Source organism: Streptomyces yangpuensis (genome assembly GCF_001005295.1).
Classification (GTDB): domain Bacteria; phylum Actinomycetota; class Actinomycetes; order Streptomycetales; family Streptomycetaceae; genus Streptomyces; species Streptomyces yangpuensis.
The window spans coordinates 526,350-551,067 of record NZ_LBMK01000001.1 but is presented as its reverse complement, the minus strand read 5'-3'; the positions used below and the strand labels follow the sequence as shown (position 1 = coordinate 551,067).

General features: G+C 71.8%; 25 protein-coding genes. 16 read left to right on the top strand and 9 right to left on the bottom strand.

All coding sequences use genetic code 11. From position 1 onward, the window contains the following. Nucleotides 1-48: 48 nt before the first annotated feature. Together AAT21_RS02435 and AAT21_RS02430 are read right to left on the bottom strand one after the other, a co-directional pair. Nucleotides 49-507, bottom strand: a complete 459-nt coding sequence (locus AAT21_RS02435) for a peroxiredoxin (RefSeq protein WP_046775025.1) — start codon at nt 505-507, stop codon at nt 49-51. A gap of 185 nt (nt 508-692) precedes the next feature. Continuing rightward, entirely contained in the window at nt 693-1,121 is a 429-nt protein-coding gene (locus tag AAT21_RS02430; protein WP_030841248.1) for a DUF3052 domain-containing protein, read from the bottom strand. Nucleotides 1,122-1,611: 490 nt separating this feature from the next. On the opposite strand from AAT21_RS02430, the gene aceE reads away from it, so the two are divergent. Both aceE and AAT21_RS02420 read left to right on the top strand, forming a co-directional pair. Beyond that, the gene (aceE, locus tag AAT21_RS02425) at nt 1,612-4,344 is read left to right on the top strand and encodes a pyruvate dehydrogenase (acetyl-transferring), homodimeric type (protein WP_046775024.1); all 2,733 of its coding nucleotides are present in this window, start codon (nt 1,612-1,614) and stop codon (nt 4,342-4,344) included. 81 nt (nt 4,345-4,425) lie between these two features. Then, the gene (locus AAT21_RS02420; RefSeq protein ID WP_046775023.1) at nt 4,426-5,220 is read left to right on the top strand and encodes a potassium channel family protein; all 795 of its coding nucleotides are present in this window, start codon (nt 4,426-4,428) and stop codon (nt 5,218-5,220) included. On the opposite strand, the gene AAT21_RS02415 is transcribed toward AAT21_RS02420, so the two are convergent. Continuing rightward, the gene (locus AAT21_RS02415; protein ID WP_046775022.1) at nt 5,201-5,626 is read right to left on the bottom strand and encodes a peptidase inhibitor family I36 protein; all 426 of its coding nucleotides are present in this window, start codon (nt 5,624-5,626) and stop codon (nt 5,201-5,203) included. The two genes, AAT21_RS02420 and AAT21_RS02415, sit on opposite strands and share 20 nt — an antisense overlap. A gap of 425 nt (nt 5,627-6,051) precedes the next feature. Between AAT21_RS02415 and AAT21_RS02410 the strand changes: the two genes are divergently transcribed. From AAT21_RS02410 to AAT21_RS02385, 6 genes are all read left to right on the top strand, one after another. Beyond that, nucleotides 6,052-6,699 carry a TetR/AcrR family transcriptional regulator gene (locus AAT21_RS02410; RefSeq protein WP_046775537.1) on the top strand — a complete coding sequence of 216 codons (648 nt, stop codon included), beginning with the start codon at nt 6,052-6,054 and terminating at the stop codon, nt 6,697-6,699. Between the two features lie 148 nt (nt 6,700-6,847). Continuing rightward, nucleotides 6,848-8,077, top strand: coding sequence for an alpha/beta hydrolase (locus tag AAT21_RS02405; RefSeq protein WP_235438686.1), 1,230 nt, complete (start codon nt 6,848-6,850; stop codon nt 8,075-8,077). A gap of 75 nt (nt 8,078-8,152) precedes the next feature. Further along, the gene (locus AAT21_RS02400) at nt 8,153-8,995 is read left to right on the top strand and encodes a DUF4429 domain-containing protein (protein ID WP_046775535.1); all 843 of its coding nucleotides are present in this window, start codon (nt 8,153-8,155) and stop codon (nt 8,993-8,995) included. Nucleotides 8,996-9,114: 119 nt separating this feature from the next. Beyond that, nucleotides 9,115-9,501, top strand: a complete 387-nt coding sequence (locus AAT21_RS02395) for a GntR family transcriptional regulator (RefSeq protein ID WP_046775534.1) — start codon at nt 9,115-9,117, stop codon at nt 9,499-9,501. Continuing rightward, on the top strand, nt 9,498-10,382 hold the full coding sequence (locus tag AAT21_RS02390) for an ABC transporter ATP-binding protein (RefSeq protein ID WP_046775021.1): 885 nt from the start codon (nt 9,498-9,500) through the stop codon (nt 10,380-10,382). Before AAT21_RS02395 ends, AAT21_RS02390 begins: the two co-directional genes overlap by 4 nt. Next, nucleotides 10,379-11,293: an ABC transporter permease gene (locus AAT21_RS02385; RefSeq protein WP_046775020.1), complete on the top strand. Its 915-nt coding sequence runs from the start codon at nt 10,379-10,381 to the stop codon at nt 11,291-11,293. Before AAT21_RS02390 ends, AAT21_RS02385 begins: the two co-directional genes overlap by 4 nt. A gap of 15 nt (nt 11,294-11,308) precedes the next feature. Here AAT21_RS02385 and AAT21_RS02380 read toward each other — a convergent pair whose 3' ends face one another. Together AAT21_RS02380 and AAT21_RS02375 are read right to left on the bottom strand one after the other, a co-directional pair. Further along, nucleotides 11,309-12,331, bottom strand: coding sequence for an aldo/keto reductase (locus tag AAT21_RS02380; protein ID WP_046775019.1), 1,023 nt, complete (start codon nt 12,329-12,331; stop codon nt 11,309-11,311). Then, nucleotides 12,328-12,738, bottom strand: coding sequence for a MerR family transcriptional regulator (locus tag AAT21_RS02375; RefSeq protein WP_046775018.1), 411 nt, complete (start codon nt 12,736-12,738; stop codon nt 12,328-12,330). The genes AAT21_RS02380 and AAT21_RS02375 overlap by 4 nt, the downstream gene beginning before the upstream one ends. Before the next feature lie 78 nt (nt 12,739-12,816). Here AAT21_RS02375 and AAT21_RS02370 point away from each other — a divergent pair, with 78 nt between their 5' ends. Then, complete coding sequence (locus AAT21_RS02370; protein ID WP_046775533.1) at nt 12,817-13,635, top strand: serine hydrolase domain-containing protein; 819 nt, start codon at nt 12,817-12,819, stop codon at nt 13,633-13,635. On the opposite strand, the gene AAT21_RS02365 is transcribed toward AAT21_RS02370, so the two are convergent. Further along, nucleotides 13,632-14,288 carry a pirin family protein gene (locus AAT21_RS02365; protein WP_046775017.1) on the bottom strand — a complete coding sequence of 219 codons (657 nt, stop codon included), beginning with the start codon at nt 14,286-14,288 and terminating at the stop codon, nt 13,632-13,634. The two genes, AAT21_RS02370 and AAT21_RS02365, sit on opposite strands and share 4 nt — an antisense overlap. 92 nt (nt 14,289-14,380) lie before the next feature. Between AAT21_RS02365 and AAT21_RS02360 the strand changes: the two genes are divergently transcribed. The 5 genes from AAT21_RS02360 to fabF all read left to right on the top strand — a co-directional run bounded on the left by AAT21_RS02360 (nt 14,381) and on the right by fabF (nt 19,279). Beyond that, the gene (locus AAT21_RS02360; RefSeq protein ID WP_046775016.1) at nt 14,381-15,598 is read left to right on the top strand and encodes a PucR family transcriptional regulator; all 1,218 of its coding nucleotides are present in this window, start codon (nt 14,381-14,383) and stop codon (nt 15,596-15,598) included. An 89-nt stretch (nt 15,599-15,687) separates the two neighbouring features. Beyond that, nucleotides 15,688-16,605, top strand: a complete 918-nt coding sequence (locus AAT21_RS02355) for an ACP S-malonyltransferase (protein ID WP_046775015.1) — start codon at nt 15,688-15,690, stop codon at nt 16,603-16,605. 19 nt (nt 16,606-16,624) lie between these two features. Next, a complete protein-coding gene (locus tag AAT21_RS02350; protein WP_046775014.1) occupies nt 16,625-17,629 on the top strand; it encodes a ketoacyl-ACP synthase III in 1,005 nt (334 codons plus the stop codon). A gap of 56 nt (nt 17,630-17,685) precedes the next feature. Further along, nucleotides 17,686-17,934, top strand: a complete 249-nt coding sequence (locus tag AAT21_RS02345) for an acyl carrier protein (RefSeq protein WP_030227178.1) — start codon at nt 17,686-17,688, stop codon at nt 17,932-17,934. Between the two features lie 79 nt (nt 17,935-18,013). Continuing rightward, the gene (gene fabF / locus AAT21_RS02340) at nt 18,014-19,279 is read left to right on the top strand and encodes a beta-ketoacyl-ACP synthase II (RefSeq protein ID WP_046775013.1); all 1,266 of its coding nucleotides are present in this window, start codon (nt 18,014-18,016) and stop codon (nt 19,277-19,279) included. A 76-nt stretch (nt 19,280-19,355) separates the two neighbouring features. Here fabF and AAT21_RS02335 read toward each other — a convergent pair whose 3' ends face one another. Beyond that, nucleotides 19,356-19,850, bottom strand: coding sequence for a DUF3145 domain-containing protein (locus tag AAT21_RS02335; RefSeq protein ID WP_046775012.1), 495 nt, complete (start codon nt 19,848-19,850; stop codon nt 19,356-19,358). A gap of 250 nt (nt 19,851-20,100) precedes the next feature. Here AAT21_RS02335 and AAT21_RS02330 point away from each other — a divergent pair, with 250 nt between their 5' ends. After that, on the top strand, nt 20,101-20,997 hold the full coding sequence (locus AAT21_RS02330) for an SGNH/GDSL hydrolase family protein (RefSeq protein WP_046775011.1): 897 nt from the start codon (nt 20,101-20,103) through the stop codon (nt 20,995-20,997). Between the two features lie 88 nt (nt 20,998-21,085). On the opposite strand, the gene AAT21_RS02325 is transcribed toward AAT21_RS02330, so the two are convergent. Beyond that, the gene (locus AAT21_RS02325; RefSeq protein WP_046775010.1) at nt 21,086-23,539 is read right to left on the bottom strand and encodes a beta-glucosidase; all 2,454 of its coding nucleotides are present in this window, start codon (nt 23,537-23,539) and stop codon (nt 21,086-21,088) included. Between the two features lie 177 nt (nt 23,540-23,716). On the opposite strand from AAT21_RS02325, the gene AAT21_RS02320 reads away from it, so the two are divergent. Further along, entirely contained in the window at nt 23,717-24,292 is a 576-nt protein-coding gene (locus tag AAT21_RS02320) for a TetR/AcrR family transcriptional regulator (protein ID WP_030957523.1), read from the top strand. Between the two features lie 46 nt (nt 24,293-24,338). On the opposite strand, the gene AAT21_RS02315 is transcribed toward AAT21_RS02320, so the two are convergent. After that, complete coding sequence (locus AAT21_RS02315; protein WP_046775009.1) at nt 24,339-24,662, bottom strand: putative quinol monooxygenase; 324 nt, start codon at nt 24,660-24,662, stop codon at nt 24,339-24,341. Between the last annotated feature and the right edge of the window lie 56 nt (nt 24,663-24,718).

Sequence of the window (24,718 nt, the reverse complement as noted above, 5' to 3'; positions counted from 1 at the left end):
TTGGCGGTTTTCGCAGGGAACTGCGCGTAACGGCCCGCGCAGTCGCGCTCAGAGGCTGTCGAGCGCCTTGATGTACTCGTTCAGGTCACGCGCGTCGGGCAGTCCGTTGACGACAGTCCAGCGCACCACACCGTCCTTGTCGATGATGAAGGTGCCGCGGACCGCGCAGCCCTTGTCCTCGTCGAAGACGCCGTACGCGCGGGAGGTCTCGCCGTGCGGCCAGAAGTCCGACAGCAGCGGGTACTCCAGGCCCTCCTGCTCCCCGAAGACCCGCAGGGTCGGCACGGAGTCGTTGGAGACGGCGAGGAGCTGGACGTCGTCGTTCTGGAAGCGCGGGAGCTGGTCGCGCAGCTCGCACAGCTCGCCGGTGCAGACACCGGTGAAGGCGAACGGGTAGAAGAGCAGCACCACGGCCTTCTCCCCCCGGAAGCCGGAGAGCCGCACGGTGGCGCCGTGGTTGTCCTTGAGCTCGAAGTCCGGGGCCTTGTCGCCGACCTCGATCGCCATCTCTCGCATCCCTTCGTTCCCGCATCCCCGCGTTGGGCTGTTCGGGTGAGTCACAGCCTAGATCCTGACCTGGCGCACCCGGATCCGCGAAACACACGAAATCACGGGAAACGCACACACCCCGCCGACCGGGATCACCTGGTCGGCGGGGTGTGGAAGCGTGTCCGCTCGGCAGCGGGCGCGGCTCAGCGCTTGGACTTGGCGGCGGTCTTGGGGGTCACCAGCTTGGTGGCGGCCCACTCCTTGCCGACGCTGACGCTCCTGGTCTGCGAGAGACCGGCGGTCTCGGCGGCCTCGCTGATGTCGCTGGCCTCGACGTAGCCGTCACGGCCCGTCTTGGGGGTCAGCAGCAGGATCAGTGCGCCGTCCTCGACCAGCTCGGTGGCATCGACCAGCGCGTCCGTCAGATCGCCGTCGTCCTCGCGGAACCACAGCAGAACCGCGTCGGCAACGTCGTCGTACTCCTCGTCGACGAGTTCGCCGACGAGCTCTTCGACGAGGTCACGGAATTCCTGATCGACGTCGTCGTCGTAGCCGATCTCCTGGACCACCTGTTCGGACTGGAAACCCAGCCGGGCGGCCAGGCTCTCCGCGTGGTCCGCGGTCGCGCTCACGGGGTGCCTCCTGCTCATGTTCGGTGAATGTCTTCGGCGGCGCGCGTACGCGCAGCATTGGGCGTAGTCCACACGGGCGCGGCGGATCGCGCAAGTACCCGGCCGCCGAGACCGTCGAAACGGTGACGATTACGGCCGTCTCGCCGCAACTTTCAGCGTGCCCGTGTGCACCTCTGGTGATTCATCCCACACCATTCCAGCTCATTCGCATCGCATGAGGACTTTCCTACCTGTTTGAGGGACGAACGGCCTCCCGGAGCCGGCGACCGCCTTGGGCGTAAGGTTGCGATTTGGTCGCACCCGCCACCCCGCACCGCGGAACCGGACCCGTCCGCACCTCGCCGGGCCCCTCCAGCCTGCCGGGCATCCCCGTCGATAGCAGGGATTACCCATTGGTACGGATGACGAAGACGGCCGAGCGTAAGACCATGGGAGGCGGCGCCCCCCAGTGACGGCCTCAGCACGACTCCCCCGACAGCGAAGGAACAGCGTGGCTTCCGCATCCGATCGCAATCCGATCATCATTGGCGGCCTCCCGAGTCAGGTCCCGGACTTCGATCCGGAGGAGACCCAGGAGTGGCTCGATTCCCTGGACGCAGCGGTCGACGAGCGGGGCCGTGAACGCGCCCGCTACCTCATGCTGCGGCTGATCGAGCGGGCGCGCGAGAAGCGCGTGGCCGTGCCCGAGATGCGCAGCACGGACTACGTCAACACGATCGCCACCAAGGACGAGCCCTTCTTCCCCGGGAACGAGGAGATCGAGCGCAAGGTCCTGAACGCCACCCGGTGGAACGCGGCCGTCATGGTCTCGCGCGCCCAGCGTCCCGGGATCGGCGTCGGCGGCCACATCGCGACCTTCGCCTCCTCCGCCTCCCTCTACGACGTGGGCTTCAACCACTTCTTCCGGGGCAAGGACGAGGGCGACGGCGGCGACCAGATCTTCTTCCAGGGCCACGCCTCCCCCGGCATCTACGCCCGCGCCTACCTCCTGGACCGGCTCACCGAGCAGCAGCTCGACGCGTTCCGCCAGGAGAAGTCGAAGGCCCCGTACGGCCTCTCCAGCTACCCGCACCCGCGGCTGATGCCGGACTTCTGGGAGTTCCCGACGGTCTCGATGGGCCTCGGCCCGCTGGGGGCGATCTACCAGGCCCGGATGAACCGGTACATGGAGGCGCGCGGGATCGCGGACACCTCCAGGTCCCACGTCTGGGCGTATCTCGGCGACGGCGAGATGGACGAGCCCGAGTCGCTCGGCCAGCTGTCGATCGCCGCCCGCGAGGGCCTGGACAACCTGACCTTCGTCGTCAACTGCAACCTGCAGCGCCTCGACGGCCCGGTGCGCGGCAACGGCAAGATCATCCAGGAGCTGGAGTCGCAGTTCCGGGGCGCCGGCTGGAACGTCATCAAGCTGATCTGGGACCGCTCCTGGGACCCGCTGCTGGCCCAGGACCGCGACGGCATCCTGGTCAACAAGATGAACTCCACCCCCGACGGCCAGTTCCAGACGTACGCCACCGAGTCGGGCGCGTACATCCGCGAGCACTTCTTCGGCGGGGACCAGCGGCTGCGCGCCATGGTCGAGAACATGACCGACTACCAGATCCAGCACCTGGGCCGCGGCGGTCACGACCACAAGAAGGTCTACGCGGCGTATGCGGCGGCCAAGGCGCACAAGGGCCAGCCGACGGTGATCCTGGCGCAGACGGTCAAGGGCTGGACGCTCGGCCCGAACTTCGAGGGCCGCAACGCCACGCACCAGATGAAGAAGCTGACGGTCGACGACCTCAAGGGCTTCCGCGACCGGCTGCACATCCCGATCACGGACGCGCAGCTGGAGAGCGGCGCGCCGCCGTACTACCACCCGGGCCGCAATTCGCCCGAGATCCAGTACATGCACGACCAGCGCAGCGCGCACGGTGGGTACGTACCGACCCGTGTGGTGCGCGCACAGCCGCTCCCGCTGCCGGACGAGAAGACCTACGCGGCCGCCAAGAAGGGCTCGGGCCAGCAGTCGATCGCCACCACGATGGCCTTCGTCCGCATCCTGAAGGACCTGATGCGGGACAAGGAGATCGGCAAGCGGTTCGTGCTGATCGCGCCCGACGAGTACCGGACCTTCGGTATGGACGCCTTCTTCCCGAGCGCCAAGATCTACAACCCGCTGGGCCAGCAGTACGAGGCGGTCGACCGCGACCTGCTGCTCGCGTACAAGGAGTCCCCGACGGGCCAGATGCTGCACGACGGCATCTCGGAGGCGGGCTGCACGGCCTCGCTGATCGCCGCGGGTTCGGCGTACGCGACGCACGGCGAGCCGCTGATCCCGGTCTACGTCTTCTACTCGATGTTCGGTTTCCAGCGCACGGGTGACCAGTTCTGGCAGATGGCCGACCAGCTGGCGCGCGGTTTCGTACTGGGTGCGACCGCCGGGCGGACCACCCTCACGGGTGAGGGCCTGCAGCACGCGGACGGTCACTCCCAGCTGCTGGCCTCGACGAACCCGGGCTGTGTGGCGTACGACCCGGCCTACGGCTACGAGATCGCGCACATCGTCCAGGACGGTCTGCGCCGGATGTACGGCCCCGAGGCGGAGGACGTCTTCTACTACCTGACCGTCTACAACGAGCCGATCCAGCACCCGGCGGAGCCGGCGGACGTGGACGTGGACGGCATCCTCAAGGGCATCCACCGCGTCTCGCAGGGCACGGCGGGCGGCATCGGGGCGCAGATCATGGCGTCCGGCGTGGCGGTGCCGTGGGCGCTGGAGGCGCAGCGGATCCTCGCCGAGGAGTGGAACGTCCGGGCGGACGTCTGGTCGGCGACCTCCTGGAACGAGCTGCGGCGCGAGGCCGTCGAGGTGGAGGAGTACAACCTGCTCCACCCGGAGGAGGAGCAGCGCGTGCCGTATGTGACGCGGAAGCTGTCGGGCGCCGAGGGGCCGTTCGTGGCGGTCTCGGACTGGATGCGGTCCGTTCCGGACCAGGTCTCGCGGTGGGTGCCCGGCGCGTACACCTCGCTGGGCGCGGACGGTTTCGGCTTCGCGGACACGCGCGGTGCGGCCCGGCGCTTCTTCCACATCGACGCCCAGTCGGTGGTGCTGGCGACGCTGACCGAGCTGGCCAAGGCGGGGAAGGTGGACCGCTCGGTGCTGAAGCAGGCCGTCGACAAGTACCAGCTGCTCGACGTGGCGGCCGCGGACCCGGGCGCGGCCGGCGGCGACGCGTAGTCGCCTCGCGGCGGGCGTGGGCGCGGGTCCCGGCTCCGGCCGGGGCCCGCGCCCCTTTGCGCGTTGCCTACGATGCTCCGCATGAAGGAACCATCCCGCCGGCTGCTCTGGGAGCGGCGGAGCCAGACCCCGCTGCTCGTCCTCGCCGTGGCCTTCGCCGTGGCGTACGCCGTGCCCATCGTCGCTCCGGACGCCAGTGCCCGGGTGCACGGCGCCTGCACCGCTGTGGAGTGGGTGGTGTGGGGTGCCTTCGCCGCCGACTACCTGGTGCGGCTGGCCCTCTCCGAGGAGCGCGGGCGGTTCGTACGGACCCACTGGCTGGACCTGGCGGCCGTGGTGCTGCCGCTCGTACAGCCGCTGCGGCTGCTGCGGCTCGTGGCCACCTTGCTGCTGGTGGGCCGGCGGGCCCGGATGGCCCCGCAGATCCAGCTGACGACGTACGTGGCCGGGTCGGTCGTCGGGCTGATGATGTTCGGCTCGCTGGCCGTGCTGAGCGTGGAGCGGGACGCGCCCGACGGGAACATCAGGAACCTGGGCGACGCCGTGTGGTGGTCCTTCACCACGATGACGACGGTCGGGTACGGCGACCACTCGCCCACCACCGGCCTCGGCCGGGTCCTGGCGGTCGGCCTGATGCTGTCCGGGATCGCCCTGCTCGGTGTGGTGACCGCCAACATCGCGGCGTGGTTCATCTCCCGCTTCGAGCGCGACGACCAGGCGGAGCGGCTCCACCTGGCGGCGATCCTGGAACTCCAGGCGGAGGTGCGGGCGCTGCGCGGCGAGGTCGCCCGGCTGGGCGGGACGGCGGACCCGGCCACCGTCCCGCCGGCTCCCGCCGCGCCGGCGCAGCGCGGGGCTACCGCTCCCACACCTTGAAGGCGCGTACCTGGTACGGGGACTGGGGCAGCCAGACCCCGTCGCCCGGATAGGTCTGGAACTCGCCGGTCTCCGCGCACTCCGCCGACTGGTACGTGGTGACCGGCCGCCCGGTCCGGTTGACCAGCGACTGGGCGCTGGTGCCGGCGGGCAGGGCGGTGCAGCTGTTGATGTCCAGGGTGCTCAGCTCGTGGGTCTGCCGGGTGCCCTTGAACTCCGGCTTCGCCCACAGGCACAGCTGTCCGCTCGCGCAGGCCCCGAGGCCCGGCGGGCCCGCGGCATGCGCCGTACCGGCGGCGGTCGGGATGAGGGCGGTGAGGGCCAGGGCGGTCGCGGCGAGGGTGGTGGTGACGCGGGCGGTGGTGGCTCGGGCGGTGGTGACGCGGGTGATTCCACACGTACGCATGACGGGTCAACTCCTTGTGGACGGCGGGCGCCCGGACCGCTTCCGGTGCTCCGCCGACACCACGCTGACCTGCGGTGACGGTCGTACGGAAGAGAGGCCGGCCGGGTCCACCCTGATAGGCGACAGCCCGGGCGGAACCGTCCGGCGGGCCGTCCACCCGTACGGAGTTGACCCCTCCGGGCGCCCTCGCGGCGGGCCCGCGCCCGCCCTGGTACGGCTGCGGACGCCGTTCACGGCCGACCCGGACGTGTCATCCGCGACCCCCGATCGCGTGACCGGACGGGGTCGCCGCGCCTTCGCGAAACGGCTCGGAGGATCGGCCGCCGCGCCGTCGGTCACGGGTACTCTGACCGCCCTCGGCGTCAGAAAGGAGCCCGGCGGTGACGATCGAGGAGCGGACCGCGCCGGCCACCCCGGCGGCCGCGGTGACCGGGGGGACCGCGGTGACCGGGGTGACCGGACTGCGCGAACGCAAGAAACGGCGTACCCGGAGCGCGCTGTTGCGCGCCGCGCTCGTGCTCTTCGTGTCCCAGGGGTACGAGCGCACCACCGTCGACGAGATCACCGCCGCGGTGGCCGTGTCCCAGCGCACCTTCTTCCGCTACTTCGCCAACAAGGAAGAGGTCGTCTTCGCCGTCCAGGACCTGATGGAGTCGCACTTCGTCGCCGAGCTGCACGCCCGGCCGCCGTCCGAGGGGCCTCTCGAAGCGCTGCGGGGCGCCGTGCTCGCCGCGTGGGACACGGTCGACGGCGCCCTCGGCGGGGTGGTCCCGGTCGACCTCTACATGCGCAGCTACCGGCTGATCGAGTCCACGCCTGCCCTGCTCGCCGTGCACCTGCGGCGCTCCACGGGCCTGGAGGAGCGGATCTCCCGGCTGATCGCCGCCCGCGAGGGCCTGGACGTGGACGCCGACCCGCGGCCCCGGGTGGCCGTCGCCGCGTTCTTCGGAGTGATGAGGGTCACGGGGCGGCTCTGGGGGCAGGGGGACGACACCAGCGTGGAAGCGATCCGCCGGCTGACGGACACGTACCTCGACGGCATCACCCCCGCTCTGGCGGGGAGCTGGCGCTGAGTCACCACCAAAAAGCGGCATTCCGGATCTTTCCTCCGAAGTTCGGCGGCCCCGGCTCCACCCCGTAGGGGGTCCCACGGTCGGGCGTGACCCCCGTCACCCGGCGCGCCACGGCCGGAATCGGTCTCCTAGGCTGGTCTCAGTGAATCTGCCCGGCCTCGCCCACCCCACCGTTCCCGGCGCCGACCCGCGCCCGGCCGCCCTGCGCACCCTGCTCGCGCTGGCGGTCGTCTTCATCATGCTGGCGACGACCGGCTGGACGGCCGTGCACCGGCCCGAGGGGGGCACGCCGCTGCGGGCCGCCGCCCTCGACGCCTGGTCCACGGCCCTGTTGGACGGCCGCCCGGTGCCGCCGGCGGACGCCCCCGTGCGGACGGTGGCCCGCTTCTTCGCCGCCCTCGACGGTGCGCAGCGGGCCCGTCTGGCCGACAGTCACCCGCTCGTCGTGGGCAACCTCGACGGGGCGCCGGTCACCACGCGCTACCGGGCCAACCAACGCGGCCTGGAGAAGGCCCGCCTGGTGGAGGAGGCCCGCAGCCACGACGTCGCGCTGACCCCGGCCGACCGGGCCGAGGCCACCCGGCGTTCCCACCGCTTCGCCTCGCTCGCCGAACCGGGCCGGCAGATCCTCGTCTTCGACCCCACCGGCGGCGGCCGGGTGGCCGAGGTCTTCGGAGACCTCGACGACGCCGAGCGGGTCTCGGTGATCGTTCCGGGCGTGGACACCGATCTCCTCACCTTCGAGCGCACCCAGCGCCGGCTGACCTCCCCGGTCGGCATGGCAGAGGCGTTGTACGGGGCCGAGCGGGCGGCCGCGCCGAAGAGCCGGACGGCGGTCATCGCGTGGGCCGGCTACACCTCCCCCACCGGGGTCGGCGTGGACGCCGCCACGGGCCGGTTGGCCTTCGACGGCGCCGTCCGCCTGAAGGACCTGACGGTGTCCCTGCCCGGGAACTCCAGCGTGGCGCTGTTCTGCCACAGCTACGGGTCGGTGGTGTGCGGGGTCGCCGCGCGCGAGCTGCCCAAGCGGGTCACGGACGTGGTGGTGGCGGGCAGCCCCGGCATGCGGGCGGAGAACGTCCAGGACCTGCGCACCTCGGCCCGGGTCTGGGCGACCCGCGACGAGGGCGACTGGATCGCGGACGTGCCGCACCTGGAGCTCGGCGGTGTGGGCCACGGAGCCGATCCGGTGTCCCCGGAGTTCGGCGCGCGGCTGCTGTCCTCGGCCCGGGCGAAGAGCCACACCGGCTATTTCGCGCCAGGTACGGACTCGGTCGCCAACTTCGCCAAGATCGGAACCGGCAGCTTCGCTTCCGTTGTGTGCGCGACCGGCGACGACGTGTGCCGACGGGGAATTTCCGGGACAGAGCAGGACTGACGCGCGTAGAGGCGCGGAAATCGGCCACTGCATCGAGGGGGACGCACGGAGGTGGCGCCCTTTACCATGTGGCGCATGGGTGACGTACTGGCCGGAAACCATGCCGTCTGGGAGTTCGACTCGGACTCGGTGCTCATCCGCTTCGCACGGGGGATGCGAACGCCGAGACTGTGGCAAGCACTGGGTTCGCGCCGGATTCCCCTGGAAGCGGTGTCCACCGTGACCGTGACCGCCGGAAGGCGGGACACGGTGGTTCTGCGTGCCGTCCCGCGCCCGGGCGCCGATCCGCTGATGGAGGCCGCCGCGGGTCAGCTCAAGGAGGCGTGCGACCCGTACCGGATGGTGCTGCCGGGCGAGCGCGCGACATCGGCCGCGGCCTTCGCCGCCGCCCTGCGCTCGCGGCTCGGGCCGGACGCCGCCGAGCCGGCCCCGCACTTCCTGGTCGACGTACCGGAGCCGCCGCTCCAGCTGAAGGCGCACGACGCGCGGGTGGCCTTCGACGGCTCCTCGGTCGTCTTCCACTGGTCGCGCACCGGCGCCACGGGCACGAAGTGGAAGGCGGGCGACCAGCAGTACCCGCTGGCCGAGCTGGCCGACGTCGAATGGCGCTCCCCGGGCGGCGCGGGCGGTCACCTGCGGCTGCTGCTGCGCGAGCCCCAGCAGACCCCGGCCGACCCCCGCCCCGACCACGACCTCTCGACGGCCGTCTTCGGCGTGGGCTACGGGGCGGTGCACGAGTCACTGCCGTTCGCCGCGGCCGTCCTGGCCGCCACGCGCAGCCGCACCCCGGTCGCCGCCGCCCGCGGCCGCTCCGGCGACGAGCGGCTGCGGCACCTGAGCGAGCTCTACTCGGCCGGCCTTCTGACCGACGTCGAGTACGCCACCCTCCGGGACCGCTTCGCCGCCGAGTCGCGCTAGTCGCACCAGTCGCACCAGTCGCACCAGCCTTCCTCGACGCGCCCGGCGATAACGCCCGTTGACATGCGGCGCCCCGTCCAGCACCCTTTCACTACTTAACTAGTGAAAGGGTGCTGGACGTGCTGGAGTACCGCATCGACCGGCGCAGCGGCATGGCCACCTACCTGCAGATCGTCCACCAGACCAAGCAGGCGCTGCGCCTGGGCCTGCTCGCACCCGGCGATCAGCTGCCCACCGCGCGCGAGGTCGTCGAGGCGACGGCCATCAACCCGAACACGGTGCTCAAGGCCTATCGGGAGCTGGAGCGCGAGGGCCTGGTGGAGGGACGCCGGGGCATGGGCACCTTCGTGCGCAGGTCCCTGGGGGGTGCCCCGGCCGACTCGCCCCTGCGCGCGGAACTGGCCGACTGGGCACGGCGCGCGAGCGCCGCGGGGATGGAACGGGACGACGTGGCCGCGCTCTTCACTTCCGTACTGGACCAACACTTCAAGGGGGACGACACGTGACGGACGATCCGGTGATCGAGGCGACGGGGCTGGGCGTGCGCTACGCACGACGGCGCGGCTGGGCCCTGCGCGACTGCTCCTTCCGGCTGCCTGCCCACCGCGTGTGCGCGCTCGTCGGCCCCAACGGCGCGGGCAAGTCGACCCTGCTGGCGCTCGCCGCGGGCCTGCTCCGGCCGACCGAGGGCACCATCGGCGCACCGCCGCGCGAGGAGATGGCGTACGTCGGCCAGGACAAGCCCCTCTATCCGCAGCTGACCGTGGACGAGACCCTCCGCATGGGACGTGAGCTCAACCCGGGCCGCTGGGACGCGAAGAGCGCCGAGCGGATCGTCGGGGAGGGCGGGCTCGACGGCAGCGTCCGGATCCGGTCCCTCTCCGGCGGCCAGCGCACCCGGGTCGCCCTGGCCCTCGCCCTCGGCAAGCGCCCCCGGCTGCTGTTGCTGGACGAACCGATGGCGGACCTCGACCCGCTGGCCCGGCACCGGCTGATGGGGGCGCTGATGGCCGACACCGCCGACCACGGCACGTCCGTGGTGATGTCCTCGCACATCCTCGCCGAGCTGGAAGGTGCCTGCGACCACCTGTTGCTCGTCGACGGCGGGCGGGTCCGTCTCTCCGGCGCCGTCGACGATCTCCTCGCGGCCCACTGCCTGCTCACCGGCCCCGCCACCGCCGTCGCCGATCTCGCGGCGCACACCGTCGTCGAGTCACGGACGACGGGCCGCCAACTCACCGCGCTCGCCAGACCGCACGGCACCGTCGACGCGGACACCTGGCAGACCGCCGAACCGTCCCTGGAGGAAATCCTGCTCGCCCACCTGCGTTCCCCCGGGGCCCCGGCCCTCGCCCTCGCTCCCGCCACCGAGGCGGTGGGGGCATGAGCACGCCGATCCTGACGGGCCCGCGCTGGGTCACCGTCCGCCAGCACCGGCGCGTCCTGTGGATGCTGTCCGCCGTCGTCGCGACGAGCCTGGCCGGCGTCGTCGCGCTGCGCGGGTGGGCGGCCTACGGAGCCGACCTGTACCCGAGCAGCCCGGACGGCCCGCTGCGGTCCGCGATGGACGTCGCCGGTATCGGGATGCTGCTCCTGCCGCTGCTGGTGGGGGCCTTCGTCGCAGGTCCGATGGTCGCCCGTGAGCTGGAGAGCGGCACCTACCGGCTCGCCCTGACCCAGTCCTCGACACCCCGGGCCTGGCTCGCCGCGAAGATCACGGTGGCCTCGGTGGCCGCCGTGGCCTGCTCGGCGTCCCTGGCCGGGGTCTACCGTCTCGGCTGGATGCCGCTCAACGGCACGTACCAGTTCCACTGGGCCGACCGGGGGCCGTACGAGGCGACCGGCACGGTGATCGTCGCGTACTACCTCCTCGGCGTGGCTGTCGGAGCGCTGGTGGGCCAGCTCGTACGGCGCACGATCGCCGCCATGGCGGTCACCGGCCTCGCCACCGGCTTGGTGATGGTGGTGCTGGGCGCCCTGCGGTGGTCCCTCCTGCCGGTACGGACGCTCACCACGCCCACGGCGCCCGGGGTCCCGAAGCTGCCGAGGGACGCCCTCATGATGGACCTCGGACTGACCACCGCCTCGGGCGGCCGCCTGCCCGAGGGGGCCTGCTTCGCGCACACCCGCAGCATGAGCCAGTGCCCACCGGACATGAACGTGACCGGGTGGTACGTCGACTACCACCCGGTCACGCACTACTGGCCGACCCAGTCCATCGAGACGGCCGTCGTCCTGGTCCTGGCCGCCCTCGCCGTCCGGGGTGCCTTCGCGGTGCTGCGGAAGCGCCACCCCTGAGGGGCCGGGGCGGCGTTACGCCTCCCGGGCGGCCGAGGTGAAGGTCATGTCCGGGTAGCGGTCCCCGGCGACCTGCGACGCGATCGGCTCCAGCAGCGCCAGCTGCGCCGGTGTGAGCGTGATACGGGCCGCCGCGACGTTCTCGCGCAGGCGCTCCGCCCGGCGGGTGCCGGGGATCGGGACCACGGTCAGCCCGTGCACCGCCGCCCGCCGGTGCACCCAGGCGAGGGCGATCTGCGCGGGGCTCGCCCCCAGTTCCCGGGCGATCTCCCGGACCGGGGCCAGCAGCGCCGCGTTGGCCTTCGCGTTGTCGCCGGTGAACCGCGGCTGGTGGCGCCGGAAGTCGTCCCGCGACAGCTCGGCCGACGCGTCCGCGAAGGCCCCGGTCAGGAAGCCCCGGCCGAGCGGGGAGTAGGGCACGAAGGCCACACCCAGCTCCGCCGCAGCGGCCACCGCGCTGCGCTCCACGTCCCGGCTGAACAGCGACCACTCGGACTGGAGCGCCGCGATCGGGTGCACGGCGTGCGCCTCGCGCAGCTCCGCCCCGGTGACCTCGCTCAGCCCGAGGTGGCGCACCTTGCCCTCCCGCACCAGCTCCGCCATGGCGCCCACCGACTCGGCGAACGGCACAGCCGGGTCGCGCCGGTGCATGTAGTAGAGGTCGATGACGTCCACGCCGAGCCGGCGCAGGCTGCCCTCGACGGCGGCGCGGACGTACGCGCGGTCGTTGCGGACGCCCCGGAAGGACGGGTCGTCGTTGCGCTCTATGGCGAACTTCGTCGCCAGTGTGATCCCGTCCCGGTGCGCGGCCACGAACGGGGCCAGGAACTCCTCGTTGCGGCCGCGGCCGTAGACGTCCGCCGTGTCGAAGAGGGTGACCCCGGCGTCCAGCGCCGCCTCCAGGGTCTCCCGGGCGGCCGGCTCGTCGGTGTCCCCGTAGAACTCGCTCATGCCCATGCAGCCCAGGCCCTGGACGCCGACCAGCGGGCCGCCCCTGCCGAGTTCGGCCTGCTCCAGGGTGTCTTCGTACTCCGTCATCGCCGTTCCTTCCCCGAGACCGTCTTCATCGCGTACATGTCGATCTTGTAATCCAGTACGGCCAGTGCGTCCGTCAGCTCCGCCATCCGCGCCCGCACCTCGTTCCGTGTCCGTTCCAGCAGGTCACGGCGTTCCTCGACGGTGTGCTCGCCCTCGCGGACCAGCTCGGCGTAGCGGACCATGTCCGCCACCGACATCCCCGTGGCACGCAGCTTGCCCACGAAGCGCAGCCAGTCGAGGTCCTTGTCGGTGAAGCGGCGCTGACCCGAGTGCGAGCGGTCCACGTGCGGCATCAGGCCGATCCGCTCGTACCAGCGCAGGGTGTGCTGGCTCAGACCGGTCCGGGCCTCCACCTCGCTGATCGTGTACCGCGTCTGCGTCAGGCTCAGGCTCTGGCTCTGGCTCATGGCCCCACGCTAAAACCCTTGAGTGCACTCCAAGCAAGTAGGCTCGGCCGCATGGACAGCAAGGACGCCGTGAGCGGCATGGAAAGCCTGCGGATCATCGATACCTGGCCCGTGGACACCGCCGCGGCGGCCGTCGTACGTGCCGACGGGAGCCTCGCCGGCTCGCACGGGCCCGTCGGACACCGCTTCGCGCTGGCGTCGGTCACCAAGCCGCTCGCCGCGTACGCCTCCCTCGTCGCCTACGAGGAAGGGGCGATCGAGCTGGACGAACCGGCGGGGCCCGAGGGGTCGACGGTCCGTCACCTGCTCGCGCACACCAGCGGCCTGGCCTTCGACGAGCACCGCGCCATGGCCGCGCCCGGTACCCGCCGGCTGTACTCGAACGCGGGCTTCGAGGAGCTCGGCGACCACATCGCCAAGGCCACCGGCATCCCCTTCGCGGAGTACGTGCACCAGGCCGTCTTCGAACCGCTGGGCATGGCGTCGACCACCCTGGACGGGTCGCCCGCCAAGGACGGCGTCTCCACCGTTGCCGACCTGCTGCGCTTCGCCGCCGAACTGCAGGCTCCCCGGCTGCTCGACGTCCGCACCGTCGCCGAGGCCACCTCCGTCGTCCACCCCGGGCTCAAGGGCGTCCTGCCGGGATACGGGAGCCAGTCCCCCAACGACTGGGGCCTCGGCATGGAAATCCGCGACGGCAAGTCCCCGCACTGGACGGGCCTGACCTCCTCCCCGCGTACCTTCGGCCACTTCGGCCAGGCCGGCACCTTCCTGTGGGTGGACCCGGACGCGCGCGCCGCGTGCGTGGCGCTGACGGACCGGCCCTTCGGCCCGTGGGCGGTGGAGGCCTGGACCCCGTTCACCGACGCGGTCCTGGCCGAACTGCGCTCCGCTTAGGCGGGCAGTTCCCAGATCAGCAGTTCCCCCGGGGACCCGGCGACGATCTCCAGTCCCTTCTCGGCGGTGATCCGCGCCGAGTCCCCGGGGCCCAGCTCCGCCCCGTCCAGCCGCAGGTCCCCGCGTACGACGTGCAGGTACACCCGCTCGGCGGCCGGTACCGCGACCCGCTCGCCCGCGCCCGGCCGCCGCACGTGCAACGCGGCCCCGGCCGCGCGGACCTCGTAGGGCGTGCCGTCGGGGAGACCCCGCAGCACCTCGTACGAGGGGTCGCCGCCCGCGGCGAGCGGCGAGAGCCACATCTGCACGAAGCGCAGCGGCCGGTCGCCGTCGTTGCGCTCGACATGGCGCGCCCCGGATCCGGCGCTGAGCCGCTGCACGTCACCGGGCCGGACGAGGCTCTTCTCCCCGGTGCTGTCCTGGTGGGTGAGCTCGCCGTCGATCACCCAGGTCACGATCTCGGTGTGGCTGTGCGGGTGCTCGTCGAAGCCCGCGCCGGCCGCGAGGGTCTCCTCGTTGCAGGCCAGGACGGGGCCGAAGCGCAGGTTGTCCGGGTCGTAGAAGGACCCGAAGGAGAAGGCGTGCCGGGTGGTGATCCCGGCGGCCGGGTCCCCTCCCTCGTACCGGTCGGCGCCTCGGCGTACATCAATCATGAGGGCCACGGTAGCCCCAGCGGCGGGACGGGGCCGGGCCCGGACACGGGACCGGACTCGGCGCAGCCCTCCCGATAAGGCAGTCTTGTCCCGTGCCTCAACCCGAACGTGAGCATTCCCCCGCCACACACTCCGCGCATCCCGCTCCCGCGCATCCGCACGCCGCGACGCTTCGCCGTCTGGAGAAGTCCTCCGGCCGGCTCGCCGCCAACGCGATCGCGCGCATGGACGAGACCCTGCCGTGGTACCGGGCGATGCCACCCGAGAACCGCTCGTGGATCGGCCTGGTCGCGCAGGCCGGTATCGCCGCGTTCACCGAGTGGTTCCGGCATCCGGAGACCCCGCAGGCGATCTCCACCGATGTCTTCGGTACGGCTCCGCGCGAGCTGACCCGGGCGATCACCCTGCGCCAGACCGTCGAGATGGTGCGCACCACGATCGAGGTCATGGAGACCGCGATCGAGGAGGTCGCTGCCCCCGGTGACGAGTCGATCCTGCGTGAGGCGCTCCTGGTGTATGCGCGGGAGATCGCCTTCGCGACCGCCCAGGTGTACGCGCAGGCCGCCGAGGCGCGCGGGGCGTGGGACGCCCGGCTGGAGTCCCTGGTCGTCAACGCGGTGCTGTCGGGCGAGGCCGACGAGGGCGCGCTGTCGCGGGCGGCGGCGCTGGGCTGGAACTCCCCGGAGCACGTGTGCGTGGTGCTGGGCACCGCGCCCGAGGGCGACAGCGAGCTGACGGTCGAGGCGATCCGGCGCGCGGCCCGCCACCACAAGCTGCAGGTCCTGACGGGTGTGCTCGGGGACCGTCTGGTCGTGATCGCGGGTGGCAGCGACAACCCGATGCAGGTGGCGAAGTCCCTGATCGGGCCGTTCGCCGCGGGTCCGGTGGTGGCCGGCCCGGTGGTGGCCGACCTGCTGAACGCGACGAAGTCGGCGCAGGCCGCCGCGGCCGGACTGAAGGCCTGTACGGCGTGGCAGGACGCGCCGCGGCCGGTCCTGGCGGATGATCTCCTGCCGGAACGCGCGATCGCCTCCGATCCGGCAGCCAGGGAACAACTGGTGGAGGAGATCTACAGACCGCTTGAGGAGGCGGGGTCGGCACTGCTGGAGACGTTGAGCGTCTACCTGGAGCAGGCGAGCAGCCTCGAAGGGGCTGCCCGGATGCTGTTCGTGCACCCCAATACGGTGCGCTACCGGCTGCGACGTGTGACCGACGTCACCGGATGGTCGCCGTCCGATGTCCGATCGGCGTTCACCCTGCGGATCGCCCTGATTCTGGGGCGTCTGGCCGACGGCGACACGCAGTCCTAGCATTTTGTTGGACATCAACAATTACCCCGACGGTTCTTGGTCCCTGTCCCCACGGGCGGCAGGGACCCTCCACAAGAGAGAGTGTGAGGGTGCTCGTACTCGTCGCTCCCGGCCAAGGCGCTCAGACGCCCGGCTTCTTGACCCCCTGGCTCGACCTCCCCGGTGCCGCTGACCGCGTCGCCGAGTGGTCGGACGCCATCAAGCTGGACCTCGCCCGCTACGGCACGACGGCCGACGCCGAGGAGATCCGCGACACCGCGGTGGCCCAGCCCCTGCTGGTGGCCGCCGGTCTGCTGTCCGCCTCCGCACTGGGTTCCACCTCGGCCTTCGGGGCCGTCGCGGGCCACAGCGTCGGTGAGATCACCGCCGCGGCCATCGCCGGCGTACTGCCCGAGAAGGACGCGCTGTCGTTCGTCCGGACCCGCGGGCTGGGCATGGCGGAGGCCGCCGCCGTCACTGAGACGGGCATGGCCGCGGTGCTCGGCGGAGAACCCGCCGTCGTCGTCGCACACCTCGAGAAGCTCGGCCTGACCCCGGCCAACATCAACGGCGCGGGCCAGATCGTGGCCGCCGGCACGATGGAGCAGATCGAAGCCCTGCAGGCCGACAAGCCCGAGGGTTCCATGAAGGTCGTTCCCCTCAAGGTCGCGGGCGCCTTCCACACGCACCACATGGCCCCCGCGGTCGCCGAGCTGGAGAAGGCCGCCGAGGCCCTGTCCCCGGCCGACCCGGCCCTGAAGTACGTCTCGAACAAGGACGGCCTCGTCGTCGCCACGGGTGCCGACGTCGTCGCCCGCCTGGTCGGCCAGGTCGCGAACCCGGTCCGCTGGGACCTGTGCATGGAGACGTTCGCCGAACTGGGCGTCACGGGGATCATCGAGCTGTCCCCCGGTGGCACCCTGACGGGTCTGGCCAAGCGCGCGCTGAAGGGCGTACCGAGCGTGGCGCTGAAGACCCCGGACGATCTCGAGAAGGCCGCGGCGCTGGTCGCCGAACTGACGGCCTGAGAGAAGGAGCCCACACAGCATGTCCAAGATCAAGCCGGCCAAGGGCTCCCCCTACGCCCGCATCCTCGGTGTCGGCGGCTACCGCCCGACCCGTGTGGTGCCCAACGAGGTCATCCTCGAGACCATCGACTCGTCCGACGAGTGGATCCGTTCCCGCTCCGGTATCGCGACCCGGCACTGGGCCTCGCCCCAGGAGACCGTCGCCGCGATGTCGGTGGAGGCCTCGGGCAAGGCGCTGGCCGACGCCGGTGTCGCCCCCGAGCGGATCGGTGCGGTGATCGTCTCCACGGTCTCGCACTTCAAGCAGACCCCGGCCGTCGCGACCGAGATCGCGCACCGGATCGGCGCGGTCAAGCCCGCCGCCTTCGACATCTCCGCAGGCTGTGCCGGTTTCGGCTACGGCCTGACGCTCGCCAAGGGCATGGTGGTGGAGGGTTCCGCGGAGTACGTCCTCGTCATCGGCGTGGAGCGGCTCTCGGACCTCACGGACCTGGAGGACCGCGCGACGGCCTTCCTGTTCGGTGACGGCGCCGGCGCCGTCGTCGTCGGTCCCTCGGACGAGCCGGCCATCGGCCCCACGGTGTGGGGTTCGGAGGGCGACAAGTCCGACACGATCAAGCAGACCGTGCCGTGGGACGAGTACCTCGGCAGGGACGCCGGAGAGAAGTTCCCGGCCATCACGCAGGAGGGTCAGGCGGTCTTCCGCTGGGCCGTCTTCGAGATGGCCAAGGTGGCCCAGCAGGCGCTCGACGCCGCCGGGATCACCGCGGACGACCTGGACGTCTTCATCCCGCACCAGGCGAACATGCGGATCATCGATTCGATGGTGAAGACTCTGAAGCTGCCGGAGCACGTCACGGTCGCCCGTGACGTGGAGACCACCGGCAACACCTCGGCCGCCTCGATCCCGCTCGCCATGGAGCGGCTTCTGGCGACCGGAGCGGCGAAGAGCGGCGACACCGCGCTCGTCATCGGCTTCGGGGCGGGGCTCGTCTACGCCGCGACGGTCGTTACCCTCCCCTAGGGCCGGGATCCGCATCCCGGTCTGTCTTACCCAGTTACCCAGAGAAGGAGCGCCACATGGCCGCCACGCAGGAAGAGATCGTCGAGGGCCTCGCCGAGATCGTCAACGAGATCGCGGGCATCCCGGTCGAGGACGTCGAGATCGGCAAGTCCTTCACCGACGACCTGGACGTCGACTCCCTGTCCATGGTCGAGGTCGTCGTCGCCGCCGAAGAGCGCTTCGACGTCAAGATCCCGGACGAGGACGTCAAGAACCTCAAGACGGTCGGCGACGCCGCGGACTACATCCTGAAGCACCAGGCCTGAGCCTGACGAGCGTTTGTCGCCACCCGGCGGTGGCGCCGTGACAATTCAGCACCCTCTGAGACGTGGAGAAAGAATTCCTGTGAGCCCGACCAATCGCACCGTGGTCGTCACCGGTATCGGCGCAACCACTCCGCTGGGTGGCGACAGCGCTTCGACCTGGGAAGGTCTGCTCGCCGGCCGTTCCGGTGTCAAGCCCCTGGAGGGCGAGCGCTTCGCCGAACTCCCGGTACGGATCGCCGCCCCGGTCGCCGTGGACCCGAGTGAGGTCCTGCCCCGGCCGCTGGCCCGCAAGCTGGACCGCTCGGCGCAGTTCGCCGTCATCGCGGCCCGCGAGGCGTGGGCCGACGCCGGCTACACCGCCCCGGCGGGCGAGGACGAGTCCGTCGCGCCCGACCGCCTGGGCACCGTGATCGCCTCCGGTATCGGCGGTGTCACCACTCTGCTCGACCAGTACGACGTACTGAAGGAAAAGGGTGTGCGCCGGGTCTCCCCGCACACCGTCCCCATGCTCATGCCGAACGGCCCGTCGGCCAACGTCGGCCTCGAGGTCAACGCCCAGGCGGGCGTGCACACCCCGGTCAGCGCCTGCGCGTCCGGCGCCGAGGCCATCGGCTACGCCGTCGAGATGATCCGTACCGGCCGCGCCGACGTGGTCGTCGCGGGCGGCACCGAGGCCGCGATCCACCCGCTGCCGATCGCCGCCTTCGCCAACATGATGGCGATGTCGAAGAACAACGAGAGCCCCGAGACGGCCTCCCGTCCGTACGACAAGGCGCGTGACGGCTTCGTCCTGGGCGAGGGCGCGGGCGTCGTCGTCCTGGAGTCCGCCGAGCACGCCGCGGCGCGCGGCGCCCGGGTCTACTGCGAGGTGCTGGGCCAGGGCCTGTCCGCGGACAGCCACCACATCGCGCAGCCGGAGCCGACCGGCCGCGGTGTCGCGGCCGCGGTGCAGAACCTGCTCGACAACACGGGTCTCGACCCGGCCGAGCTGGTCCACGTCAACGCGCACGCCACGTCCACCCCGCAGGGTGACACGGCCGAGATCAAGGCCCTGCGCAAGGTCCTGGGCGACGACCTCGACCACATCGCGATCTCCGCGACCAAGTCGATGACCGGTCACCTCCTGGGTGGCGCGGGCGGCATCGAGACCGTCGCGACCGTGCTGGCGCTGTACCACCGCGTGGCCCCGCCGACGATCAACGTCGACGCGCTCGACGACGACATCGACGCGGACATCGTCGTGAACGAGCCGCGCAAGCTGCCGGCCGACGGCCCGATCTCCGCGATCAACAACTCCTTCGGCTTCGGCGGCCACAACGTCACCCTGGCGTTCCGCAGCGTCTGAACCGGCTCCATGTGAAAGGGCCCTGCACGGCAGTCGCCGTGCAGGGCCCTTTCACGTGTACGGGATGCGTCCCGGCTCAGACGACCTGGTGGAGCCAGCGGACGGGTGCGCCCTCGCCCGCGTAGCGGAAGGGCTCCAGTTCGTCGTCCCAGGGCTTGCCGAGCAGCTTGGAGATCTCCGCCTCCAGGTCGGTCTCGCCGCGCACGGAGCGGGCCAGCGCGGCGCGCAGCCGGTCCTCCGGGATCAGGATGTCGCCGTGCAGACCGGTGACGGCGTGGAAGATGCCCAGCTCCGGTGTGGAGCTGTAGCGCTCGCCCTCGGCGGTCGGGCAGGGCTCCGCGGTCACCTCGAAGCGCAGCAGGTGCCAGCCGCGCAGGGCGGAGGCGAGCTTCGAGGCGGTGCCCGCCTCGGCCTGCCAGGAGAACTCGGCTCTCCAGGTGCCCGGGGAGGCGGGCTGCCTGATCCAGTCGAGGTTCACCCGCACCCCGAGCACGCCCGCTACGGCCCATTCCACGTGCGGGCAGAGCGCGCGCGGTGCGGAATGCACGTACAGAACTCCACGTGTCGTCACCGGGACCTCCAGTGGTGGACGAGGTCGGGAATAAACTCCAGAAAAGGGACAGTTTGTGACGTGATGTAATGTAACGGAAATTATCTGACATTGCGCTACGGGACCTGCGGCTGAAACGCCACGGGAAAAAGCTACCGTGCGCCAGGGGTCCTGGTGTGACGTACGGTCGCTCCAAGGCCGGTAAAACACGGAGCTTTCACTCAGCAGGACCCCCCGGACGACGCGGGGTCGACAAGGAGGGGTCCTTCCCATGCGCACCACCCCTGCCCGCCGCCGCGCGCGCCGTGCTCTCGCGGGCGCGGGCGCGGTGGTCGCTCTGCTGGCCGGGACCCTGACCGGGTGTCAGTCGGGCGGGCCGGCCGATCCGGGCGAGCGGGGGTCACAGTCGGCGCCGCGCTGGAACACGGCGCCCACCTCGATCGCGGCCGCCGGAGATTCCATCACCCGTGGATTCGACGCCTGTTCGGTCCTCGCCGACTGCCCCGAGGTCTCCTGGGCCACGGGCAACGACCCCGCCGTCCGCTCCCTCGCCGCCCGGCTGCTCGGGGACGCCGCGGTGCCCGAGCGCAGCTGGAACTACGCGGTGACCGGCTCGCGGATGGCGGACCTGCCGGGCCAGCTGGCGGCGGCCGCCGCGCACAAGCCCGACCTGGTCACGGTGATGGTGGGGTCGAACGACGCCTGCCGGCCCACCGCTTCGTCGATGACCCCGGTGGCGGAGTTCCGGTCCGGTTTCGAGCAGGCCCTGGCGCAGCTGCGGGCCGCGTCCCCGGCCTCCCAGGTGTACGTCTCCAGCGTGCCCGACCTGCAACGGCTGTGGGAGCAGGGCAAGGACCTCCCGATGGTGCGCCAGGTGTGGAAGCTGGGCATCTGCCAGTCGATGCTCGCCGATCCGCTGTCGCTGGCCACGGGGGCGACGTCCCGGCGCGAGCAGGTGCGGGCGCGGGTGGTGGAGTACAACCAGGTGCTGCGCGAGGTCTGCGGGAAGGACGCGCTGTGCCGCTACGACGGCGGCGCGGTGTTCCAGTACCCCTTCGCGGCGGATCAGTTGAGCCGCTGGGACTGGTTCCACCCGGGCAAGGAGGGGCAGGCGCGGCTGGCGGAACTGGCGCACCGCCAGGTAACGGCCGCCGAACCGCCGCGTTGACGCCGGCCGTGCGCGCAGGGTCCGGGGGCGGGTGTCAGGTCCCGCCCCCGGACCGGCTTTCAGGGGTGATTTCCGGCCATACGGTGTGTCACGCGATGTCGAGCGTGGCGGTCAGCCGCGTGTCGCCGTGCGCGTGGCTCGCGCGGACCTCGTAGGCGCCGCCGATCCGCCGCCGGGCGCGGGCCTCCTCGTCCCAGATCTCGAAGGCCCGGGCGGGCAGCGGGATCTCGGTCTCGACGCTCTCGCCGGGGCCCGCGGTGACGCCGGCGAAGGCCGCCAGCCAGCTCGCCGGCCGCTCCACGGTGTCCGCCAGGGGCGCCAGGTAGACCTGGACGACCTCGCGGCCGGGCCGGGTGCCGGTGTTGGTGAGGCGGACCCGCACGGCGTCGGCCGTGGCCTCCAGGGACTCGTACGCCCAGTCGGTGTAGCCGAGGCCGTGCCCGAACGGGTAGGCGGGGGCGACGCCGTGCTTCTCGTAGGCCCGGTAGCCGATGAAGAGGCCCTCGCCGTACTCCAGGCGCCCGTCGGCGGGCACGACCTCGGTGACGGGCGCGTCCGCGAACCGCGCGGGCCAGGTGGTGGGCAGCCGCCCGCCCGGCTCCGCCTCGCCCAGGAGTACGTCGGCCAGCGCGGCCCCGCCCTCCTGCCCGGGGAACCAGGTCAGCAGGACGGCGGCGACGTCCTCGCGCCACGGGAGCTCCACCGGGGAGCCTGCGTTGACGACGACCACGGTGTTCGGGTTGACGGCGGCCACCGCACGCACCAGGTCGTCCTGGCGGCCCGGGAGGGCGAGGTCGCTGCGGTCGAAGCCCTCGGACTCCACGCGCTCGGTGGTGGCGACGACCACGACGGCGGTGTCGGCGGCGCGGGCGGCCGCGACCGCCTCGGCGATCAGCTCGTCGGGGTCGCGCCGCGGGCCGAGGTGGAGCAGCGAGAACACGACGGCCCGCATCGGGAGCCCGCTCGTGTCGGGGACCTGGTAGGTCAGCGACACCTCGACGGGCTCGCCCGCGGTGAGGGTGACGCGGCCCCGCACGCTGGGCGCCCCGAAGAAGGCCTCGAAGGGGTCGGTCTCGTCGCCCATCTCCTGGACGCCGCTCCACAGCGGCCGTCCGCCGACGGCGAGGGAGAAGGCGCCGAGTCCGCGGGTGCCGAAGGCGTGCTCGCCGCTCTCGCGCGGTACGAACGTACCGCGGACCTCGATGCTCGCCATGGTCTCGTAGGTGGCGCCCACGGGCAGGTCGTCGCCGATCCACTGGACCTGCCCGGTGGGCAGGGCGCCCTCGCCGAGGACGGCCCCGGAGGCGTCGCGGCACACGGCGACGAGCGCGAAGCCCTTGTCGGCGGGGGCGGGCTCCTCGCAGGGGTCGGCACCGACGGCGTAGGTGAGGGACCCGTCCGGGAGGGCCGCGGCCAGCCCTTCGAGCGGGGAGACGATCCGCTCGGGGAAAACGGTGGCGCTGCCGCCGCCGAGCACCCGGGCGTCGCGCGCGGCGGCCCCGAGGAGGGCGACGGTGCGGCCGGCGGAGGCGTCCAGCGGCAGGGCGCCGTCCTCGTTGCGCACGAGGACGAAGCCGCGGGCGGCGAGCTCACGGGCCAGCGCCTGGCCGTCGACCGGAGCCGGCGGGGTCTCGACGACCGCGGGGGCGCCCTCCAGGGCCCCGACGCGGGCGGCGAGGCGCAGGACGTTGCGCACGGCGTCGTCGACGGCGGACTCGGGGACCTCCCCGGCGCGGACGGCCTCGGCGAGGGCGGGTCCGTAGACGGTGGTGGGGCCGGGCATGGCCACGTCCATGCCGCCCAGGATGCCGCCGGCGGTGGAGCGGGCGGCCATCCAGTCGGAGACGTTGCAGCCGTCGAAGCCCCACTCGCCGCGCAGGACCTCGTTCACCAGGTGGTGGTGCTCGGTCATCGTCGTGCCGTTGACCTGGTTGTAGGCGGTCATGATGCCCCACGGACGGGCGTTCTCGACGATGGCCTCGAAGGGGGCCAGGTACAGCTCGCGCAACGGGCGCGGGGCGATGACGCTGTCGACGGTGAACCGGTCGGTCTCGGCGTCGTTGCCGACGAAGTGCTTGACCGTGGTCCCGACGCTGCCGTCCTGGACGCCGCTCACGTAGCCGCTGCCGATGACTCCGGTGAGGTACGGGTCCTCGGAGTAGCACTCGAAGTGCCGGCCGCCGAGCGGCGAGCGGTGCAGGTTGACGGTCGGCGCGAGCAGGACGTGGACGCCCTTGCGGCGGGCCTCCTGGGCGAGGAGCCGGCCGGCGCGGCGGGCGAGCCCGGGATCCCAGGCGGCGGCCAGCGACGTCGGGGAGGGCAGGGCGACGGACGGGTCGTCGGCGGTCCAGCGCACGCCGCGCACCCCGATGGGGCCGTCGGACATGACCAGGGAACGCAGCCCGATGGCAGGGACCGCCGGCAGGGACCACATGTCCTGGCCCGCCAGGAGCAGGGTCTTGGTGTCGAGGTCGAGCTTGTCGAGCGCCGCCTCCACGGCGCCTTCCCGGATCTGATCGCGGACCTGATCGGCGTCGGTCACGGCCGAGCCTCCTCGTCGAGAGCGTGCGGTTGCGCGGTGCGGCGCGGTGCGGGTGCCCCCATGGTGAACCTGACACCTGTTGAACGGTAGGTGTTGTCATCTCTTCGTGATATTCGAATGCCGTACGGTCCTCCTACGGTCCTGCCGACGGGAGTGGACGGAAGGGGTGCCATGGCGATGGCCAGGGCGAGGAGCGAGGAGCGCCGCGGGGAGATCGTCCGCGCGGCCGTCGAGGTGATCGCGGAGCGCGGCTACCGGGGGGCGTCCCTGGGCACGGTCGCGGAGCGCGTGGGCCTGACCCAGCAGGGGCTGCTGCACTACTTCCCGACCAAGGAGGCGCTGCTCGTCGCGGTGCTGGAGGAGCGCGACCGGTGGGACACCGGAGGCGGCTCGCGCGCGGCGGCGGGCACCTGGCGGCTGGACCTGCTGGCCTCACTGGTGGACTACAACGCGATGCGCCCGGGCATCGTGCAGACCTTCTCGGCGCTGCTGGGCGAGAGCGTCACGGACGGGCACCCGGCCCGGGAGTTCTTCACCGAGCGCTACGCCCAGGTCCGCGCGGAGATGGCGGCGGTGCTGCGCGCGGAGTTCGGCGACCGCCTCCCCTCGGGTCTCACCCCGCAGGAGGCGGCGCCGCTGCTGACGGCGGTCATGGACGGCCTCCAGTACCAGTGGCTGCTGGACCCGGAGTCCGTGGACATGCCCGCCGCCTTCCGCGCCTTCCTGACCCTGCTGCGGGGCCCGGAAGCCTGAAGGCACGTCTAGTGCTGTGACCGGAAAGGCTCACCGGGTCACAGCACTAGTCGACCTGGAGCTCGCCCATCCGGCTCCAGCCGGCCGCGCCCTCGATGGTGGTGCTGACGATCTCGGGCGTACGGGTCACCATCGGCCGCATGGTCTCCAGCGCGGCACGGAAGTGCTCGGAGGTGACGTGCGCTTCGGCGGCGTCGTCCTGGAAGGCCTCGACCAGCACGTAGGTGTCCGGCTCCTCCAGACTCCGCGACCACTCGAACCAGAGGTTGCCCGGTTCGGCGCGGGTGGCGCGGGTGAACGGCGCGACCTTGTCGGGCCACGCGTCGACGTATTCGGGCTTGACGGGGAATTTCACCACAATGAAGATCACACACGCATTTTATGCAGATTGATTTACACCGTCAGCCCATGGCCACCGCACGGCGG

What these genes read in the sequence shown, in the direction of transcription:
- AAT21_RS02330 (WP_046775011.1), top strand. Translation starts at nt 20,101, where the DNA reads ATGCGCACCACCCCTGCCCGCCGCCGCGCGCGCCGTGCTCTCGCGGGC.
- AAT21_RS02380 (WP_046775019.1), bottom strand. Translation starts at nt 12,331, where the DNA reads ATGACGGAGTACGAAGACACCCTGGAGCAGGCCGAACTCGGCAGGGGC.
- AAT21_RS02420 (WP_046775023.1), top strand. Translation starts at nt 4,426, where the DNA reads ATGAAGGAACCATCCCGCCGGCTGCTCTGGGAGCGGCGGAGCCAGACC.
- AAT21_RS02370 (WP_046775533.1), top strand. Translation starts at nt 12,817, where the DNA reads ATGGAAAGCCTGCGGATCATCGATACCTGGCCCGTGGACACCGCCGCG.
- AAT21_RS02415 (WP_046775022.1), bottom strand. Translation starts at nt 5,626, where the DNA reads ATGCGTACGTGTGGAATCACCCGCGTCACCACCGCCCGAGCCACCACC.
- AAT21_RS02435 (WP_046775025.1), bottom strand. Translation starts at nt 507, where the DNA reads ATGGCGATCGAGGTCGGCGACAAGGCCCCGGACTTCGAGCTCAAGGAC.
- AAT21_RS02320 (WP_030957523.1), top strand. Translation starts at nt 23,717, where the DNA reads ATGGCCAGGGCGAGGAGCGAGGAGCGCCGCGGGGAGATCGTCCGCGCG.
- AAT21_RS02365 (WP_046775017.1), bottom strand. Translation starts at nt 14,288, where the DNA reads ATGATTGATGTACGCCGAGGCGCCGACCGGTACGAGGGAGGGGACCCG.
- AAT21_RS02345 (WP_030227178.1), top strand. Translation starts at nt 17,686, where the DNA reads ATGGCCGCCACGCAGGAAGAGATCGTCGAGGGCCTCGCCGAGATCGTC.
- AAT21_RS02385 (WP_046775020.1), top strand. Translation starts at nt 10,379, where the DNA reads ATGAGCACGCCGATCCTGACGGGCCCGCGCTGGGTCACCGTCCGCCAG.
- AAT21_RS02350 (WP_046775014.1), top strand. Translation starts at nt 16,625, where the DNA reads ATGTCCAAGATCAAGCCGGCCAAGGGCTCCCCCTACGCCCGCATCCTC.
- AAT21_RS02400 (WP_046775535.1), top strand. Translation starts at nt 8,153, where the DNA reads ATGGGTGACGTACTGGCCGGAAACCATGCCGTCTGGGAGTTCGACTCG.
- AAT21_RS02375 (WP_046775018.1), bottom strand. Translation starts at nt 12,738, where the DNA reads ATGAGCCAGAGCCAGAGCCTGAGCCTGACGCAGACGCGGTACACGATC.